Here is a 16,660-nt window from a genome sequence, read left to right as displayed (position 1 = left end):
TTTAGAAACTTTTTCTAAAATAGGAGCTAATTTTTTGCAAGGACCGCACCATTTAGCATTAAAATCAACTATGATGATAGAATCTTGAGAAACCAATTGATTGTATTTTTCAATCGTTAATTTTTCTAATTTTATTTTTTCTTGCTTATTTGTTTTTAAATTTTTGGAAGTTTGTCCAAAAAAAGAAATACTAATTAATAGTATAGCAATTGTGATAGGGAGTCTCATGTTGTTATAAATTTTTTAATACGGTTAATAATAATTTATCAGAAATACGATGTTTATAGTCGGGAGCTATATATTCAAAAACAACTTTATTATCTTCATTAATTACGAACAAAGAAGATACAGGTAAGAAATTTTTGTTAACATTATTAGAACCTTTACTAATGATAGGTTTATAAGTTAAAGGAGCTTCGTATGTAATTCCCATGGCAGTTAGTAACTCCCCTTTGCTATCAGAATACAGAGTGTATTTTAATTTATCCTTTTCAGAAGTTTTTACTAGGGAACTAGGAGAATCAGGGCTGACAGCAATTATTTGATAGCCTAATTTGATGATATCATTTTCTACAGATGCTATATTGCTTAAATGAACATTGCAATAAGGACACCACCCACCGCGGTATACAATTAATACCGTTTTCTTTTTGTTAGTAATAGAATGAGTAGAAACAAAACTGCTATCTATTTTTTGAATTTGCGTATTAGGTAGCGTTTCTCCTATCAGTATAGGGCTAATTTCAGAAGAAGAAGGTGCTAGATGTTTTTGCCCCAAAATTGTTAAAGGCAAAAAAAGTAAATAAAAAAATACATTTTTCATAATTCTCTTTTATTTTATTGTTATAGTGTAAAATTAAGAGGACTAGAAAATGTATTTTGTAAGGTAGTTTACAAAAGCCTTAAAATTATTCCAAAAGATGGATATTTGGAATAATTATTTCTTTTCGAGTATATTGAATAATTCCCTGCTCTTCTAGTTCTATTAGTAATTTGGTAGCCGTGGGTCTGGAAGTACAAATAATTTGCGCAATATCTGTTTGAGTTAAATAATTTTCTAAAGTCACACTATTTCTTTCATTTTTACCTTCTCTTTCACACCAATCTAATAAAAATGCTTTAAGACGTGTTTTAGCATCTTTTGACATAAGATTTGAATAGTTGTTTTTAATTCGTTTTAGCTTAAGACCTACAAATTTCATATAGTTCAATGCTAAATCAGGATGTTTAAGCATTAAGTTTTCAAAATCAGATAATAAAAAACTACATATTGAAACTTCTTCTGTAAGTGCTATAGCCAGTTCATTAGAGGTTTTGTCGGGTTCTAAAGTTAACTCACCAAAAAGATCTCCTTTCTGAATTATATCTTTTAAGGTTTCATTGCCTTCTTGATCTATAGCTACAATTTTTATTCTCCCTTTTTTTAATAAAAAAACACGAGGCATTTCAGAATCAGAAAAATAAATGATTTCACCTTTTTTTGCTTTTTTAAAACCAACAATAATGCACAACTGTTTGAGTTGCGACATACTTAAGGTTTTAAAAAGTTTATGATCCCTTAGATACCAATATTTTAATTCTTCATACATAAATGTTAGATTGAATGCTAAAAGTAATAAATTGGATTAATAAAGGGAAGGACTTAACAAAATTTTGTGTTTATACTTATCTGAATTAAACCCAGATTATGTGTTAACTTTTGTGATGAATATTAAAAGGACAAAGAGTATAAAATATACGGAAATTATTTCTAGCAGATATAGTTTTGCTACATTGAGGGTAAAAAAGGAATTACTTTTTTTGATTCAAAGGCCTTTTGTCTGTAATAAATTTCTAATGCGTCATCTAAGGGTAAATAAGGTTGTAGTGTTTCAAATGAAGAGGAAATTCATTTCTTAAAAAGTTTATTTCCCAAAGGTATGTAGATAGTAGTTTTATATTCAAAATACTTGATATTAATAATTTTTATTGGTAGTAAGAAAAGTAAATTCAGTAAGCTACAATTTATAACGTATTATGAAATATAGAAAAGTTTAAGAAAAAAGAAGAGTATTGAAGTTCTTTTACTAAATAATTACAGAGAGGGGTTAAAAAAATCCCCAACAGATTTAAAGTCTGTCAGGAATTAGAATTATTTTAAGAGACCTGCACAAGCAATCCTGCCTCCAGCATTACCTGTTGGTTGAGTCGTAAAATCATCTACACCTTTATGTACGATTAAACCTTTTCCTATTATATCTCTTGTTGGATCATCACAACCAATGCACCATTCATTAGTTGAAAATGTAACTACAGCATTGCCTTTCTCATCCGCGATAAAGTTTCCAATATCACCTCTGTGATATTCAGCTTGTCCCCATTTACCATGTTTTTTAAAAGTAGGATTCCAGTGACCTCCTGTTGAAGTTCCGTCAGGAGCAGAACAATCTGCTTTCTCATGTAAATGAATAGCGTGTTCTCCAGGAGCTAATCCGCTTATATTAGCTACCATTGTTATGATGCCATTTTTCTCTGAAAAGGTAGCCGTTCCGCTTACTTGGCTATCACTTTTTGAACTAAGTGCGACTTTAATTTCATTTTTGATGACATGTGAGCTTTGACAGTTAGCATATAATGCCAAAATAAAAAAGCTAGATACGATTTTTTTCTTCATTATTTTAAAAATGTTTTAGATTAAAATTTAAAAGTATTTTTTAATCCTTTTTTTGATAGATATTCTATTTAGATATATAGAAGTAGACTATATTGCAAATTTAAAATATAGAATCAATGATTTGATCATTTGCAATAGTTAAAATTTATATAAATATAAGTTAAAGAAAAAATGAATGTGATTTTTCGCCTTCAAATGAATCTTTTTTTATTGAATAAGAGCTTAAATCTAGTTGAGATTGTATAGCATTTACTCCTCCTCTGATCTATTTAGGATGATTGTTTTTATGTTTAGTAATTTTATTTGTATTTCTTCTTTAAAAAATTATATTCTAAAAAGAGAAGAAACTCCTTTTTTAATTGTGCTTTTTTTTCAGATTTTGTAAATCAATAAAAAGCGGGGATCTTTCTTGTTTTTCAAAACCTATTTATAAATAGGAGTCTAGTCTAGAATTTAGATTTAATCCAGATTATGCGTTAGCCTTTGTGATGAAAATAAAAAGGAGAAAGAAGATAAAAATGTACGGGAATTTTTTCTCGTAGATGTAGTTTTGCTACATTGAGGAAAAAAGGATTATTTTTTTAGATTCAAAGTCTTTTTGATCTGTGAACAATTTCTAATGCTTAATACGGGGTAATAAAAAGAATATTTTTAATTTTTTTGCCTATTTTATTTATAAAAAAGGCCACTATATTTATTAAATAGTGACCTTTTTAACCAAACTAATTAAAATTTAAAGGCTTAATAACAATATCCATTTTCTGCAATCATTTTAGCAGTAATTGTCTCGCGTAAAGCTACTACATTTGGCATATTGGTATATTTTGTAAAACGACGTAATCCCATTAACATCATACGTTGTTCATCGCCATCAGCAAAAGAAACAATGCCCTCTTTTCCTTTTTGAGAAACGATATCTACCGCTTGGTATAAGTACAATTGCGCCATAGCAATTTGTTCTTTTACATTTTCAGCTCCTTTAGCTTTCGCTAATTTTTCTGTACGTAAAATTCCTGATTCTGCCATGTAAATCTCGATTAACATATCAGAAGCACACATTAATAATTGTTGGTGTTTTTCTAAATCTGGACCAAATTTTTGTACAGCAGATCCTGCCACCATTAAGAACGCTTTTTTCAATTTACCGATTAATTCTTTTTCTTCTGCAAATAATTCCGTGTAATCAGGAGTATTGAAATCAGGAATACCCATTAATTCTTCAGCCACTTTCATAGCAGGACCTAATAAATCCACTTGACCTTTCATGGCTTTTTTCACTAACATACCTACTGATAACATACGGTTAATTTCGTTCGTTCCTTCATAGATACGAGCAATACGAGCATCTCTCCAAGCCGATTCCATTGGGGTTTCTTCAGAGAATCCCATACCTCCAAAAATTTGAATACCTTCGTCCGTACAGCTTTGAACGTCTTCTGAAACCGCTACTTTAAGGATAGAACATTCGATTGCAAATTCTTCCACTCCTTTTAATTCCGCTTCTTGGTGGGTGTTACCCGCTGCTTCACGTAATTCAATTCTTGTTTCGATATCTTTAGCGGCACGGTACGATGCTGCTTCATCCACATAAGCGTTAGTTGCCATGTTAGCTAATTTAGCTTGAATAGCGCCAAAGTTTGCAATTGGGGTTTTAAATTGGATACGTTCATTAGCATATTTTACGGCTTCTGTAATCGTACGACGTTGAGCATCTAAACAAGCAGCTGCTAACTTGATACGACCTACGTTCAACGCATTCATTGCAATTTTGAAACCTTCACCGCGTCCTGCTAACATATTTTCTACAGGAACAATTGTATCGTTGAAGAATACTTGACGTGTAGAAGACGAACGAATACCTAATTTGTGTTCTTCTTCTCCTAAAGTAATTCCATTAGGATTTGCTGGGTCATACTCTACGATGAAACCCGTGATGTTTTTGTCATCTTCAATACGAGCAAAAACAATCATTACGTTACAGAAACCAGCGTTAGAAATCCACATTTTCTGACCGTTGATTTTGTATGATTTACCATCTGCCGATAATTCTGCTTTTGTTTTACCAGAATTAGCGTCTGAACCTGCTCCAGGTTCTGTTAAACAGTAAGCTCCAAACCATTCACCCGATGCTAATTTTGGAACATATTTTAATCTTTGTTCTTCTGTACCGTATAAAGTGATTGGCATAGTACCAATACCTGTGTGCGCTCCGAAAGCTGTAGAGAAAGAACCAGTAGCGCCAGAAATATAGTCACAAGTTAACATGGTAGATACGAAGCCCATGCCTAAACCGCCGTAAGCTTCAGGAACCGCTACGCCTAAGAAACCAAGTTCACCCGCTTTACGCATACATTCTTCTGTGTAAGCGTAGTCTTTTTTCTCAAAACGCGGTTTTTGAGCCCATAATTCTTTGTCTACGAATTCTTTGATAGAATCACGCATCATGATTTGTTCTTCTGAGAAATCCTCAGGAGTAAATATATTTTCGCATTTCGTTTCTTTTACTAAAAACTGTCCGCCTCTTGTAATATCTTCCATTTGTTATTATTTTAAATGTTGAATTATAAATTTTAAATTAGTTTATACTTTCCTGAGAAGTTTTTACAATTTTGGTTATTATGTTTATGATATGCTCAATTTCAGTTAAATAATTTTCAATATTAATTTTGGTTATTTCTGATTTATCTAAAAGTCTCAACCAGTATTTAGTCTCTCTGGCTTCTTTTGAAGCGATTGACATTTTACTTATAAAGTCTTTTTTAGATTGAGCAGCTATAGCTTCTTCAACATTTGTACCTATACTTGTAGCACTTCGCATTAACTGTTTTGAAATAATGAACTCGTTTTCTTTTTTAAGTTGAATTGTTAGATTGATAATAGATAGTGCAAATTCAAATGTTTTGATAGCAATTATATTATCGTTCTTCATAATTCATTTAAAATTTAAAATTTAAAATCCATCATTTATAATAGCTCAAAAATCCCCGCCGTACCTTGTCCAGTACCCACACACATGGTTACCATACCGTATTTGTTACCACGACGCTTCATTTCGTCAAATAATTGAACTGAAAGTTTAGCTCCTGTACAACCTAGTGGGTGACCTAAAGCGATGGCACCTCCATTTACGTTGATGATTTCTGGATTTAAGTCTAACTCGCGGATAACAGCTAAGGATTGTGCAGCAAAAGCTTCATTTAACTCGAATAATTCGATATCAGAAATTTTTAAACCGGCTTGTTGTACCGCTTTTGGAATTGCTTTTACAGGACCGATACCCATAATTCTTGGTTCAACACCTGAAGAAGCGAAGTTTACCAAACGTGCAATAGGTTCTAAATTTAATTCTTTCACCATTTCTTCGCTCATAATCAGTACGAAAGCGGCACCGTCACTCATTTGTGATGAGTTACCCGCAGTTACTGAACCATCTGCAGCAAATACAGGCTTTAATCCTGAAAGTGCTTCAACAGAAGTACCCGCACGTGGTCCTTCGTCTTTAGTAACTACATACGATTTTGTTTCTTTTTTACCAGCTTCGTTGATGAATGTTTGTTCTACGGTGATAGGCGCGATTTGAGCATCAAATTTACCTTCTGCTTGTGCTTTCAATGCTTTTATATGCGACTGATAAGCAAATTCATCTTGGTCTGCACGTGAAATATTAAATTGTTTTGCTACAGCTTCAGCAGTTAATCCCATACCCCAGTAGTAATCTTCGTTACCGGCTGCTGCTACTTTATAATCAGGAGTTGGTTTATAACCTCCCATTGGAATATAACTCATGCTCTCGGCACCACCAGCAATGATACAATGTGCCATACCTGCTTGGATTTTTGCAGTAGCCATACCAATGGTTTCTAAACCAGAAGCACAGTAACGGTTTACAGTTACTCCAGGAACGTCAGTTACTTTTAATCCCATTAAAGAGATTAAACGCCCCATGTTTAGTCCTTGTTCCGCCTCAGGCATCGCATTACCCACCATTACATCGTCAATTCTTGACTTGTCGAAGTTAGGTAATTCAGCCATCATGTGCTCGATGGTTTCAGCGGCCAATTCATCTGGACGTTTAAAACGGAACAGTCCTTTCGGTGCTTTACCTACTGCTGTTCTATATCCTTTTACTATATATGCTGTTTTACTCATTATTTTGAATTTTGAATTATAAATTTTAAATTATTTGTTGTTTTTCAAATTATTTATGTTTCATTTAAAATTCAACATTTATAATTTAAAATATTAATTACGAAGTGGTTTCCCTTTAGTTAACATAAACTGGATACGCTCCAATGTTTTTCTTTCGGTACAAAGCGATAAGAAAGCTTCTCTTTCTAAATCTAACAAGTATTGCTCTGTTACTAAAGTTGGTTCTGATAAATCACCACCCGCCATTACGTAAGCTAATTTGTTTGCGATTTTTTGGTCGTGTTCCGAAATGTATTGTCCCGCAACCATTTGGTCTGTACCCACAAGGAACATACCTAAAGCTTGTTTTCCTAATACTTTAATGTCTTTACGACGTACCGGTTGTGTGTATCCTGCTTCAGCCATTAACAAGGCATGTTTTTTGGCTTCGGCAATTTGACGGTCTTTGTTTACCACGACCACATCTTTACCTTTTTGTAAAATACCTAAGTCGTAAGCTTCATAAGCAGAAGTTGCCACTTTTGCCATACCTACAGTTAAGAAATATTCTTGTAAAACGTTTAATTCCACATCATTTTTACGGAAGGTATCCGCTGCGCGTAATGCCATTTCTTTGGAACCACCACCGCCAGGGATTACACCTACACCAAATTCAACTAAACCGATGTATGTTTCAGCAGCAGCAACAATTTTATCCGCATGCATAGAAAGTTCACAACCACCACCTAAAGTCATTCCGTGTGGTGCAGCAATCACTGGAATAGAAGAGTAACGCGCGCGCATCATCGTGTCTTGGAACATTTTGATGGCCATATTTAACTCGTCGTATTCTTGCTCTACCGCCATCATGAAAATCATTCCGATATTGGCTCCAACAGAAAAATTAGCGCCTTGATTTCCAATTACTAATCCGTTGTATTCTTTTTCAGCTAAATCAATAGCTTTGTTGATTCCTTGTAAAACACCACCACCAATAGAGTTCATTTTAGAGTGGAACTCTAAGTTTAGGATACCATCACCAATATTATGAACGGTACAATCAGCATTACCCCAAACTTTTTTAGATTCTCTAATGTTGTTTAAGATGATAAAGGCGTCTTGACCAGGAACTTTAACTTGCGATTTTGATGCCGTATTGTAATATTGAGTAGCTCCTTCTTTTACACTATAAAAAGAAGTGTTTCCAGACGCAACCATGTCAGTTACCCAAGAAGCAGGCGTATAGCCTTCTGCTTGCATCATTTCGATACCTTTTTGAACGCCTATTGCGTCCCAAATTTCGAATGGTCCATTTTCCCAACCGAAACCTGCTTTCATAGCATCGTCAATTTTATAGAAGTCGTCTGTAATTTCAGGAACACGGTTAGAAACATAAGCAAACATCGCTGAGAAGTTTTTACGGTAAAAATCACCTGCTTTGTCTTTTCCTTTAACTAATACTTTGAATCTATCGATAGGTTTTTCGATAGTTTTGGTCATTTCTAAAGTAGCAAATGACGCTTTTTTGTTGGCACGGTATTCTAATGTATCTAAATCTAAAGAAAGGATATCTTTACCTTCTTTTTTGTAGAACCCTTGTTTTGTTTTGCTTCCTAACCATTTGTTTTCCATCATTTTGTTGATGAATTCAGGTAGTTTGAACAATTCGTGAGCTTCGTCGTTAGGGCAGTTTTCGTAAATACCATTAGCTACGTGTACTAATGTATCTAAACCTACTACGTCTACCGTGCGGAAAGTAGCCGATTTTGGACGACCAATTACAGGACCTGTTAATTTATCTACTTCTTCAATAGTAAGCCCTAATTCTTTCACTTGGTGGAATAAACTCATGATTCCGAAAATACCAATACGGTTTCCAATGAAAGCAGGGGTGTCTTTAGCAACTACCGAAGTTTTTCCTAAGAATTGTTCGCCATAATTATTCAAGAAATCCAAAACATCCGAAGAAGTTTGTGGACCAGGAATAATTTCAAATAATTTCAAATAACGAGCTGGATTAAAGAAGTGTGTACCGCAGAAATGTTTTTGGAAATCTTCGCTACGACCCTCGCTCATAAAATGAATAGGAATACCTGAAGTATTTGAAGTTATTAATGTTCCAGGTTTTCTGTGTGTGTCAATTTGTTCGAAAACAGATTTTTTAATATCTAATCTTTCAACGACTACTTCTATAATCCAATCTGCTTCTTTTATTTTTGCAATATCATCGGTTAAATTTCCTGTTGAAATACGATCAGCAAATTTTGTGTGATAAATTGGTGAAGGTTTAGATTTTAACGCGTTTGTTAAACTATCATTTACAATTCGGTTTCTAACTACTTTGTTTTCTAGCGTTAAACCTTTTTTTTGTTCTGCTTCTGTAAGTTCACGGGGTACAATGTCAAGGAGTAAAACTTCGACTCCAATATTTGCAAAATGGCAGGCAATCCCTGAACCCATAATCCCTGAACCAACTACAGCAACTTTTTTAATTGTTCTCTTCATTTTGTAATTACTCTGGTTGATTGAATATTTTTTTATCTTGTATTAATTCATTTATTTTTTCTGTGACCTCTATGAAGTGCATTAATTTTTCTTCATTGATATGTTGTTTGATGACTTCATTAAATCTAAGAACAGTTTGTTTAGATAGTTCTCGTTTTAATTTTCCTTCTTTAGTAAGATAAATCAAAACGCCTCTTCCATCTTTAGGATTTGGTTTTCTTTCAATTAATCCTTTTTCTTCCAATGATTTCAAGGTTCTAGTTAAACTAGTGGCTTCCATTCCCATACGGGTACTTACACTGGTAGAAGGAGTACCTTCTTCTTTGTCTATGCTCAAAAGGGCAAAACCAATTGCCATAGAACCCTCATATTTAGATCCTTCTTCATTATACATTCTAGAAACGGCTTGCCAAGTTGTTCTAAGTAAATAATCTATTGTTTTATCTTTCATTTAGATTCTAAAATCCAAATATACGAAAAAAATAATATGCACGCATATTATTTTTTCTTTTTCCTATCGTTTTTTGTGATTTTTAATGATAAAAAGGAATAAATTTGTTTGAAGAAATAAGTTTCAATTTATAGTAGTTTAAAATAGAATTGTAGATTATGAATAAAAATTTAACTGTTAAGATAAAAGTAGAAAATCAATACGTATCGCTTTTTTTAGAAATGGCTAAAATAATGATAGAAAACACCAGAAGAGAAAAAGGCAACGTTTCATATACTTTATATAACGAGTACAATGATCAATCTAGCTTTATTTTTATTGAAGAGTTTGTAGATTCTGAAGCTTTTGAAATTCATGTAAATACAGATTATTACAAAGAATTTATAAGAAAGTTAACTCCTATTTTAAAAGAAGATCCTATTGTGAAGTGGTATTCTTGATATGGGTACTTTATGGTTAATAAAATAATCATTGTAAAGCCTTTTACTTGTTTGTTTATCCAGATTATATAATTGTTATATCAGAGGGCAGGTTTTAATTTTTTATTAAAACGTTTTCATAAGAGTTGACCAGAACAGAGTTACACATTTTATATTATTAATATGAGTTTTATTTTTTGTTTACGAAATAAAACCAATACTTTTGAGTTTTGTTTTTAAAGTAGAAAGATGAAAATACATAGGTTATTTATTGTTTTGTGTTTAAGCTCATTTAGTGTTTTTTCCCAGATTAAGAAGGAATTGGAAAATCAGAGTAATACTAAGGGAGAGCGTATGGGTTTTTGGAAAGGATATTATGAGCAATCGAATAGGATTCGTTACGAAGGCAATTTTAAAAATGGAGTAGAGGTTGGAGTGTTTAAATATTATGCTGATACTGATAAAAAAATTTTAAAAGCTACGCGGGAATTTGATGGTAAAGGGGGGGCTCATACTATTTTTTTTGATGAAAATGGATTAAAAGTAAGTGAAGGTAAGGTTGTAAATAAATTGCGTCAAGGGGTATGGAAATATTATCATAAAGGATTAAAAGCAATTATGTGTACCGAGAACTATGTAGATGATAGGGTGGAAGGAATTAAAAAAGTCTTTTTTACAGACGGTATGTTGGCTGAGGAAGTAATGTATAAAAATGGAGTTAAAGATGGAGTTTCTAAAATATATTCTAAAGCAGGGACTCTAAAGGAAGAAGCCGTTTTTGTACAAGGTTTTATGCATGGTGATTATAAGGTTTTTGAAGATAATGGCGTGATTTTAATTCAAGGGCAATACAAAGAAGGAAAGAAAAAAGGACTTTGGAAATATTTTGATGCCAATAAAAATTTAATAAAAGAAATAAATACGGATACTATTAACGGTTATAAGAAGCCTTCATTGGTTAAAAAGAAATAATTATCTTTGTGGGCTAAAATAGGAATAAATGAAAAGAGTTGTTGTAGGTTTATCAGGAGGAGTAGATTCAAGTGTAGCCGCTTATTTATTAAAAGAGCAAGGGTATGATGTGATAGGCTTATTTATGAAAAACTGGCATGATGACTCAGTAACTATTTCAAACGAATGCCCTTGGTTAGAAGATAGTAATGATGCCTTGTTGGTTGCACAAAAATTAGGAATTCCTTTTCAAACAGTAGATTTAAGTGAGCAATACAAAGAAAAAATTGTAGATTATATGTTTGCTGAATATGAAAAAGGGCGTACCCCTAATCCTGATGTTTTGTGTAATCGAGAAATTAAATTTGATGTTTTTCTTAAAATAGCAATGTCTTTAGGTGCTGATTATGTGGCAACAGGACATTACTGCCGTAAATCAGAAATTCAAGTAGAAGGACAAACCATTTACCAATTATTGGCGGGTGTAGATAATAACAAAGATCAGTCCTATTTCCTATGTCAATTATCCCAAGAACAATTATCAAAAGCATTATTTCCTATTGGGGAATTAACAAAGCCTCAAGTACGTGAAATAGCAGCTAAAATGGAACTAATTACAGCTGAGAAAAAAGATTCACAAGGATTATGTTTCATAGGAAAAGTTCGTTTACCTGAATTTTTACAACAACAATTACAGCCTAAAGAAGGTCTTATATACGAAATAGATGCTACAAATAAGATATATAGTACGCCTAAACCTGAATTTAGTACAGAAGAAGAAAAATTAAAGTTTGAAGCGTCCAATATCCAATATACACCACAAATGGGTAAGCTTGTAGGCAAACACCAAGGAGCTCATTATTATACTATTGGTCAGCGAAAAGGACTTAATATTGGAGGAACTAAAGAACCTTTATTTATAATAGCAACAGATATACATAGCAACTCCATCTATACAGGTCAAGGGAATACACATCCAGGTTTATTCAAAAAAGCATTATTTGTTGCTAAAGAAGAAATTCATTGGATTCGAACCGATTTAACTCTAAAAACAGGTCAGAAGATGCAAATAAAAGCGCGTATTCGTTATCGACAAGAATTAAAAAATGCCACGTTGCACCAGTTTGATTCAGGAATGTATGTAGAATTTGAAGAGCCTATGTCAGCTATAACCCAAGGACAATTTGTATCTTGGCACATAGGGGAAGAACTTATAGGTTCTGGGGTAATAGCTTAAGTTCTTTAAGCCTTTTTTGTGTATATTTGAAAAGAAAAGTACACAAATATATGAAAGCAAAATTATTTGGAATAATTCTCTTAATTTCTAATTTTCTTTTAGCTCAAGAAGAGGCGTGGGTGTTTTTTAAAGACAAACCTAATGCAGCTGTTTTTTTTTCAAATCCATTATTAGAGTTAAGACAACGATCGTTGGATAGGAGAAATTTCCAAGGGATAGCTTTGGATATTACAGATGTACCGATTCATCAACCTTATGTAGATGAAATAATGACAGCTACAGGAATTACTGTTTTAGCAAAATCAAAATGGTTAAATTATGTACATGTAAAAGGAGCACAAGCCAATATAGAGGCTCTTGCTGATCGTTCTTTTGTAGATCATATTCAGTATGCCAATCATTCGTTAAATGCCAAAATGAGGGATCAAGGTAATATGCCTTTTGTTGATAAATGGTCTGAACGAAGTGCTGTAAGAGTTAATTATGCTTATGGTAATTCAGCTACTCAAATTCAAATGTTGAACGCGCATTTTTTGCATGAACAAAATTATACAGGAACAGGAAAAATCATAGCTATTTTAGATGCTGGTTTTCCAGGTGTAAATACAGCCACTCCGTTTGCAAGTTTACGTAATAAAAATTTAATCTTAGGAGGTTATGACTTTGTAAAAGATTCGAATGATTTTTACAAGGGCGATTCGCATGGAACAAACGTATTATCTACAATGGGAGCTAATACAACAAACTTAGTGGGAACGGCACCCGATGCAAGTTATTATTTGTTTATAACAGAAGATGTTGCTACTGAAGAGGTAATAGAATTGTCTAATTGGGTAGAGGCAGCAGAAGAAGCAGATCGTTTGGGAGTAGATGTTATTAATTCTTCTTTAGGGTATTTTAGTTTTGATAATAGAGCTCATAGTTTCTCATATCAGAATATGAATGGGCAAACATCCGTTGCGTCAAGAGCTGTTGATATAGCATTTTCTAAAGGTATGATTTGTGTAATTTCAGCAGGAAATGAAGGAGGAAAAGAAGAACCTCATATAGGAACTCCTGCTGATGCTAGAGCTGCGCTTACCGTGGGAGCTGTTACTTCTACACGAATAAGATCAAGTTTTAGCTCAATAGGTCCCACAGCAGACAATCGTATTAAACCGGATTTAATGGCTATGGGAACAGCTTCAGTTATTGCTACTCCAACAGGTGCCATTATAACAGAAAATGGGACTTCTTTTTCAGGACCCATTTTAGCTGGTGCCATTACATCTTTTTGGTCTGCTTTTCCAACCAAAAAAAATACAGAAATTGTACAATTAGTTAGAACATCAGCAGATCGATTTACGTTACCAGATACTGATTATGGTTACGGAATACCAAATTTTCAGACTGCTTTAAATAATGTATTAAGTATAAAAGAATTTGAATTGAATCCAATAAAAGTATATCCTAATCCAACCACTGATGCAATTACTTGTGAGATTCCTTTAGATAGTATTAATTCAGAATTAAGGATTTATAATAATCTGAGACAATTGGTAACTCAAAAGATATTGACTAATACAGTTGAGGAAATTAATGTAAGTCATTTGAATGCAGGAGTTTATTATTATATAATAGCTGATTCTGTTAAAAAAATACAAGGTAAATTAATTAAAAATTAAATATTTTGAATGCAATAACATCACTTTTCGATATTAAATATCCAATTATTCAAGGAGGAATGATTTGGAATTCAGGATATAAACTAGCTAGTGCTGTAAGTAATGCTGGCGGTTTAGGATTAATAGGTGCAGGATCTATGTATCCTGATGTTTTACGAGAACATATCCAAAAATGTAAAAAAGCTACTGATAAACCTTTTGGCGTAAATGTACCAATGCTTTATCCAAATATTGAAGAGATAATGCAAATAATTGTAGAAGAAGGAGTAAAAATAGTTTTTACTTCCGCTGGAAATCCTAAAACTTGGACTTCTTTTTTAAAAGAAAAAGGAATTGTAGTTGTACACGTTGTAAGTAGTACGAAATTTGCATTAAAAGCACAAGAAGCAGGAGTAGATGCTATTGTGGCAGAAGGATTTGAAGCAGGAGGACATAACGGGCGTGAAGAATCAACCACCTTTACTCTAATCCCCATGGTTAGAAAACAAATAAATATTCCCATAATAGCAGCAGGAGGAATAGCTACAGGCAGAGGTATGTTAGCGGCTATGGTTTTAGGTGCAGATGCGGTACAAATGGGGTCACGATTTGCAGCTTCTATAGAAAGTTCAGCGCACCAAAATTTTAAGGAAACTATAGTTGCTACAGAAGAAGGAGGAACACAACTTACTTTAAAAGAATTAGCACCTGTACGCTTAATTAAAAATAAATTTTATAACGATTTACAAGAGTTATATACCAAGTGCCCGTCAGTTGACGAGTTACAAACGTTATTAGGACGTGCCAGAGCAAAACGTGGTATGTTTGAAGGAGAGTTAGAAGAAGGAGAGTTAGAAATTGGTCAAATAGCAGGATTAATAGATACGATAAAGCCTGTTCAAGAAATTATAGATGAATTACTTAAAGAATTTGAATTGGCTAAGAACGAAATCTATGCTTTATAAAAAGTTAGAAAGAGGGTTAAATCCCTCTTTCTACTAAATTTTTCATCCCTTCACTAGCACTCAAAGGAATTATTTCAATAGGATTTGGCAAATTGTTTACACTTGCAGGTTTAGGATCTATATAATAAATAGGCGTATCAGTTCTTGTGTAGTGCATAAGCCCTGCCGCAGGATACACTTGTAGAGAAGTCCCTATGATAATTAAAATATCTGCTTTTTCTAGCATAGGAATTGCTTGGTTTATACCAGGAACAGCTTCACCAAACCAAACAATATGAGGTCTTAATTGTGATCCGTCTGGAGCCATATCACCTATATGTAAATCCTCTGACCAATTAATTATGTAATCACTATTTTCAGTGCTTCTCACTTTTGTTAATTCGCCATGTAAATGTAGTATTTTTGAACTGCCAGCTCGCTCATGCAAATTGTCTACATTTTGTGTTATGATTTGTACATCAAATTTTTGTTCTAATTCTGCTATTATCTCATGGCCTCTATTGGGGGTAACTTCCTTAAGTTGAGCTCTCCGTTTATTATAAAAATCTAAAACCAGAGCAGGATTTTTTCGCCATCCTTCAGGGGAAGCAACTTCTTTAATATCATGGTTTTCCCATAATCCATTAGAATCTCTAAAGGTGCTAATGCCACTTTCAGCACTCATGCCAGCACCTGTTAAAATAACTAGTTTTTTTTTCATTTATGTGGGTAATTTTAAGATTATTAAAAAATGGGTATTGTTATATAAAGGGAGTTCATAAAAACATCCATAACTTTAATTATTTTTGCCAAGATAATTAAAAACATTTACAATGCAATCTTTATTTCATGATGAAAAATATTTAGAATATCTAGAAACATTTATAACAAAAAACAGGAAAGAAGGGTTTAAAAAAGTTTTGGCTAACAGAACCAAACACTTTACAGTAGTTTGTGAAGATGTTTATCAGTTGCATAATACCAGTGCTGTTATGAGAAGTTGTGAGGTTTTTGGGATTCAAGAGTTAAATGTAGTAGAACAGCGTTTTGGAAAAAAAATTGATAAGGAAATTGCTCTTGGGGCAGAAAAATGGGTAGATATTAAACGTTTTTCTAATAATCAAGATTGTATTAATAATCTACGAACCAGAGGCTATCAGATTATAGCAACCACTCCGCATGAAAAAGACAGTATGTTAGAAGATTTTGATATTTCTAAACCATCGGCAATTTATTTTGGTACTGAAAGATTAGGAATATCTGATGAAGTTATAAAAAACGCAGATGGATTTTTAAAAATTCCTATGGTTGGGTTTACCGAAAGTTTGAATATTTCAGTATCAGCAGCTATTATTATACAAAGTCTAACTAACAGGCTACGTCATTCTAATGTAAATTGGGGTTTAACAGATCTAGAATTTTTAGAAAAAAGAATTGATTGGACCCGTAAATCTATTAAAGATATTGATTTTATTACTGAAAGATACTTTGAACAGATTAAAGTGAAATAATTCTAGCTTTATTGTTTTTAGATGTATGAAATTTTAAAATAAAATAACTGTGTGACGGTTTGTAATTAAGCAATGTTAACCCTGCATTTGAATTGTTATATCAACTAAAATAAAAACAGATTTAAAGAGCTTAAAAAAGTCTTTTTTAGACTTTTAAAAACAACTTTTTTGGTATAAGATAAAAATTTTGAATTACTTTTGTATACAATACATACGAA

16 protein-coding genes are annotated in these 16,660 nt (G+C 32.8%); 6 read left to right on the top strand and 10 right to left on the bottom strand.

All coding sequences use genetic code 11. From position 1 onward, the window contains the following. The 9 genes from B0A78_RS10665 to B0A78_RS10625 all read right to left on the bottom strand — a co-directional run. A partial coding sequence (locus tag B0A78_RS10665) for a thioredoxin domain-containing protein (protein ID WP_249030958.1) occupies positions 1-228 on the bottom strand: 228 nt, incomplete at its 3' end. 4 nt (positions 229-232) lie between these two features. Further along, complete coding sequence (locus B0A78_RS10660) at positions 233-823, bottom strand: peroxiredoxin-like family protein (RefSeq protein WP_065213516.1); 591 nt, start codon at positions 821-823, stop codon at positions 233-235. A gap of 85 nt (positions 824-908) precedes the next feature. Beyond that, a complete protein-coding gene (locus tag B0A78_RS10655; protein WP_225556146.1) occupies positions 909-1,529 on the bottom strand; it encodes a Crp/Fnr family transcriptional regulator in 621 nt (206 codons plus the stop codon). 602 nt (positions 1,530-2,131) lie between these two features. After that, on the bottom strand, positions 2,132-2,653 hold the full coding sequence (locus tag B0A78_RS10650) for a superoxide dismutase family protein (RefSeq protein ID WP_014165269.1): 522 nt from the start codon (positions 2,651-2,653) through the stop codon (positions 2,132-2,134). A gap of 741 nt (positions 2,654-3,394) precedes the next feature. Further along, positions 3,395-5,191, bottom strand: coding sequence for an acyl-CoA dehydrogenase family protein (locus tag B0A78_RS10645; protein WP_065213517.1), 1,797 nt, complete (start codon positions 5,189-5,191; stop codon positions 3,395-3,397). 37 nt (positions 5,192-5,228) lie between these two features. Beyond that, the gene (locus tag B0A78_RS10640; protein ID WP_065213518.1) at positions 5,229-5,582 is read right to left on the bottom strand and encodes a four helix bundle protein; all 354 of its coding nucleotides are present in this window, start codon (positions 5,580-5,582) and stop codon (positions 5,229-5,231) included. Between the two features lie 35 nt (positions 5,583-5,617). Then, complete coding sequence (locus B0A78_RS10635) at positions 5,618-6,802, bottom strand: acetyl-CoA C-acyltransferase (RefSeq protein WP_014165272.1); 1,185 nt, start codon at positions 6,800-6,802, stop codon at positions 5,618-5,620. A gap of 93 nt (positions 6,803-6,895) precedes the next feature. Then, the gene (locus tag B0A78_RS10630) at positions 6,896-9,286 is read right to left on the bottom strand and encodes a 3-hydroxyacyl-CoA dehydrogenase/enoyl-CoA hydratase family protein (RefSeq protein ID WP_014165273.1); all 2,391 of its coding nucleotides are present in this window, start codon (positions 9,284-9,286) and stop codon (positions 6,896-6,898) included. Positions 9,287-9,293: 7 nt separating this feature from the next. After that, the gene (locus tag B0A78_RS10625) at positions 9,294-9,737 is read right to left on the bottom strand and encodes a MarR family winged helix-turn-helix transcriptional regulator (RefSeq protein WP_014165274.1); all 444 of its coding nucleotides are present in this window, start codon (positions 9,735-9,737) and stop codon (positions 9,294-9,296) included. Between the two features lie 158 nt (positions 9,738-9,895). Between B0A78_RS10625 and B0A78_RS10620 the strand changes: the two genes are divergently transcribed. The 5 genes from B0A78_RS10620 to B0A78_RS10600 all read left to right on the top strand — a co-directional run bounded on the left by B0A78_RS10620 (position 9,896) and on the right by B0A78_RS10600 (position 14,952). After that, positions 9,896-10,177 carry a putative quinol monooxygenase gene (locus B0A78_RS10620; RefSeq protein WP_014165275.1) on the top strand — a complete coding sequence of 94 codons (282 nt, stop codon included), beginning with the start codon at positions 9,896-9,898 and terminating at the stop codon, positions 10,175-10,177. 228 nt (positions 10,178-10,405) lie between these two features. Beyond that, positions 10,406-11,128, top strand: a complete 723-nt coding sequence (locus B0A78_RS10615) for a toxin-antitoxin system YwqK family antitoxin (protein ID WP_014165276.1) — start codon at positions 10,406-10,408, stop codon at positions 11,126-11,128. A gap of 28 nt (positions 11,129-11,156) precedes the next feature. Beyond that, a complete protein-coding gene (gene mnmA, locus B0A78_RS10610) occupies positions 11,157-12,344 on the top strand; it encodes a tRNA 2-thiouridine(34) synthase MnmA (RefSeq protein WP_065213519.1) in 1,188 nt (395 codons plus the stop codon). A 50-nt stretch (positions 12,345-12,394) separates the two neighbouring features. Next, positions 12,395-14,008: a S8 family serine peptidase gene (locus tag B0A78_RS10605; RefSeq protein WP_014165278.1), complete on the top strand. Its 1,614-nt coding sequence runs from the start codon at positions 12,395-12,397 to the stop codon at positions 14,006-14,008. Positions 14,009-14,013: 5 nt separating this feature from the next. Continuing rightward, the gene (locus B0A78_RS10600; protein ID WP_014165279.1) at positions 14,014-14,952 is read left to right on the top strand and encodes an NAD(P)H-dependent flavin oxidoreductase; all 939 of its coding nucleotides are present in this window, start codon (positions 14,014-14,016) and stop codon (positions 14,950-14,952) included. Positions 14,953-14,968: 16 nt separating this feature from the next. On the opposite strand, the gene B0A78_RS10595 is transcribed toward B0A78_RS10600, so the two are convergent. After that, positions 14,969-15,652 (bottom strand): SIR2 family NAD-dependent protein deacylase, encoded by a 684-nt coding sequence (locus B0A78_RS10595; protein ID WP_014165280.1) that lies wholly within the window; start codon positions 15,650-15,652, stop codon positions 14,969-14,971. 112 nt (positions 15,653-15,764) lie between these two features. Here B0A78_RS10595 and B0A78_RS10590 point away from each other — a divergent pair, with 112 nt between their 5' ends. After that, positions 15,765-16,442 (top strand): TrmH family RNA methyltransferase, encoded by a 678-nt coding sequence (locus B0A78_RS10590; RefSeq protein ID WP_014165281.1) that lies wholly within the window; start codon positions 15,765-15,767, stop codon positions 16,440-16,442. The last annotated feature ends 218 nt before the right edge of the window (positions 16,443-16,660 follow it).

It is taken from the genome of Flavobacterium columnare NBRC 100251 = ATCC 23463 (genome assembly GCF_002530675.1).
GTDB classification, from domain to species: domain Bacteria; phylum Bacteroidota; class Bacteroidia; order Flavobacteriales; family Flavobacteriaceae; genus Flavobacterium; species Flavobacterium columnare.
The sequence above is the reverse complement of the archived record's forward strand: the minus strand, read 5'-3'. Positions and strand labels throughout refer to the sequence as shown.

Excerpts from the sequence above, each read along its gene's own strand:
- B0A78_RS10595 (WP_014165280.1), bottom strand. The coding sequence starts at position 15,652 with ATGAAAAAAAAACTAGTTATTTTAACAGGTGCTGGCATGAGTGCTGAA.
- B0A78_RS10655 (WP_225556146.1), bottom strand. The coding sequence starts at position 1,529 with ATGTCGCAACTCAAACAGTTGTGCATTATTGTTGGTTTTAAAAAAGCA.
- B0A78_RS10650 (WP_014165269.1), bottom strand. The coding sequence starts at position 2,653 with ATGAAGAAAAAAATCGTATCTAGCTTTTTTATTTTGGCATTATATGCT.
- B0A78_RS10640 (WP_065213518.1), bottom strand. The coding sequence starts at position 5,582 with ATGAAGAACGATAATATAATTGCTATCAAAACATTTGAATTTGCACTA.
- mnmA (WP_065213519.1), top strand. The coding sequence starts at position 11,157 with ATGAAAAGAGTTGTTGTAGGTTTATCAGGAGGAGTAGATTCAAGTGTA.
- B0A78_RS10615 (WP_014165276.1), top strand. The coding sequence starts at position 10,406 with ATGAAAATACATAGGTTATTTATTGTTTTGTGTTTAAGCTCATTTAGT.
- B0A78_RS10635 (WP_014165272.1), bottom strand. The coding sequence starts at position 6,802 with ATGAGTAAAACAGCATATATAGTAAAAGGATATAGAACAGCAGTAGGT.
- B0A78_RS10660 (WP_065213516.1), bottom strand. The coding sequence starts at position 823 with ATGAAAAATGTATTTTTTTATTTACTTTTTTTGCCTTTAACAATTTTG.
- B0A78_RS10630 (WP_014165273.1), bottom strand. The coding sequence starts at position 9,286 with ATGAAGAGAACAATTAAAAAAGTTGCTGTAGTTGGTTCAGGGATTATG.
- B0A78_RS10605 (WP_014165278.1), top strand. The coding sequence starts at position 12,395 with ATGAAAGCAAAATTATTTGGAATAATTCTCTTAATTTCTAATTTTCTT.
- B0A78_RS10625 (WP_014165274.1), bottom strand. The coding sequence starts at position 9,737 with ATGAAAGATAAAACAATAGATTATTTACTTAGAACAACTTGGCAAGCC.
- B0A78_RS10620 (WP_014165275.1), top strand. The coding sequence starts at position 9,896 with ATGAATAAAAATTTAACTGTTAAGATAAAAGTAGAAAATCAATACGTA.
- B0A78_RS10590 (WP_014165281.1), top strand. The coding sequence starts at position 15,765 with ATGCAATCTTTATTTCATGATGAAAAATATTTAGAATATCTAGAAACA.
- B0A78_RS10645 (WP_065213517.1), bottom strand. The coding sequence starts at position 5,191 with ATGGAAGATATTACAAGAGGCGGACAGTTTTTAGTAAAAGAAACGAAA.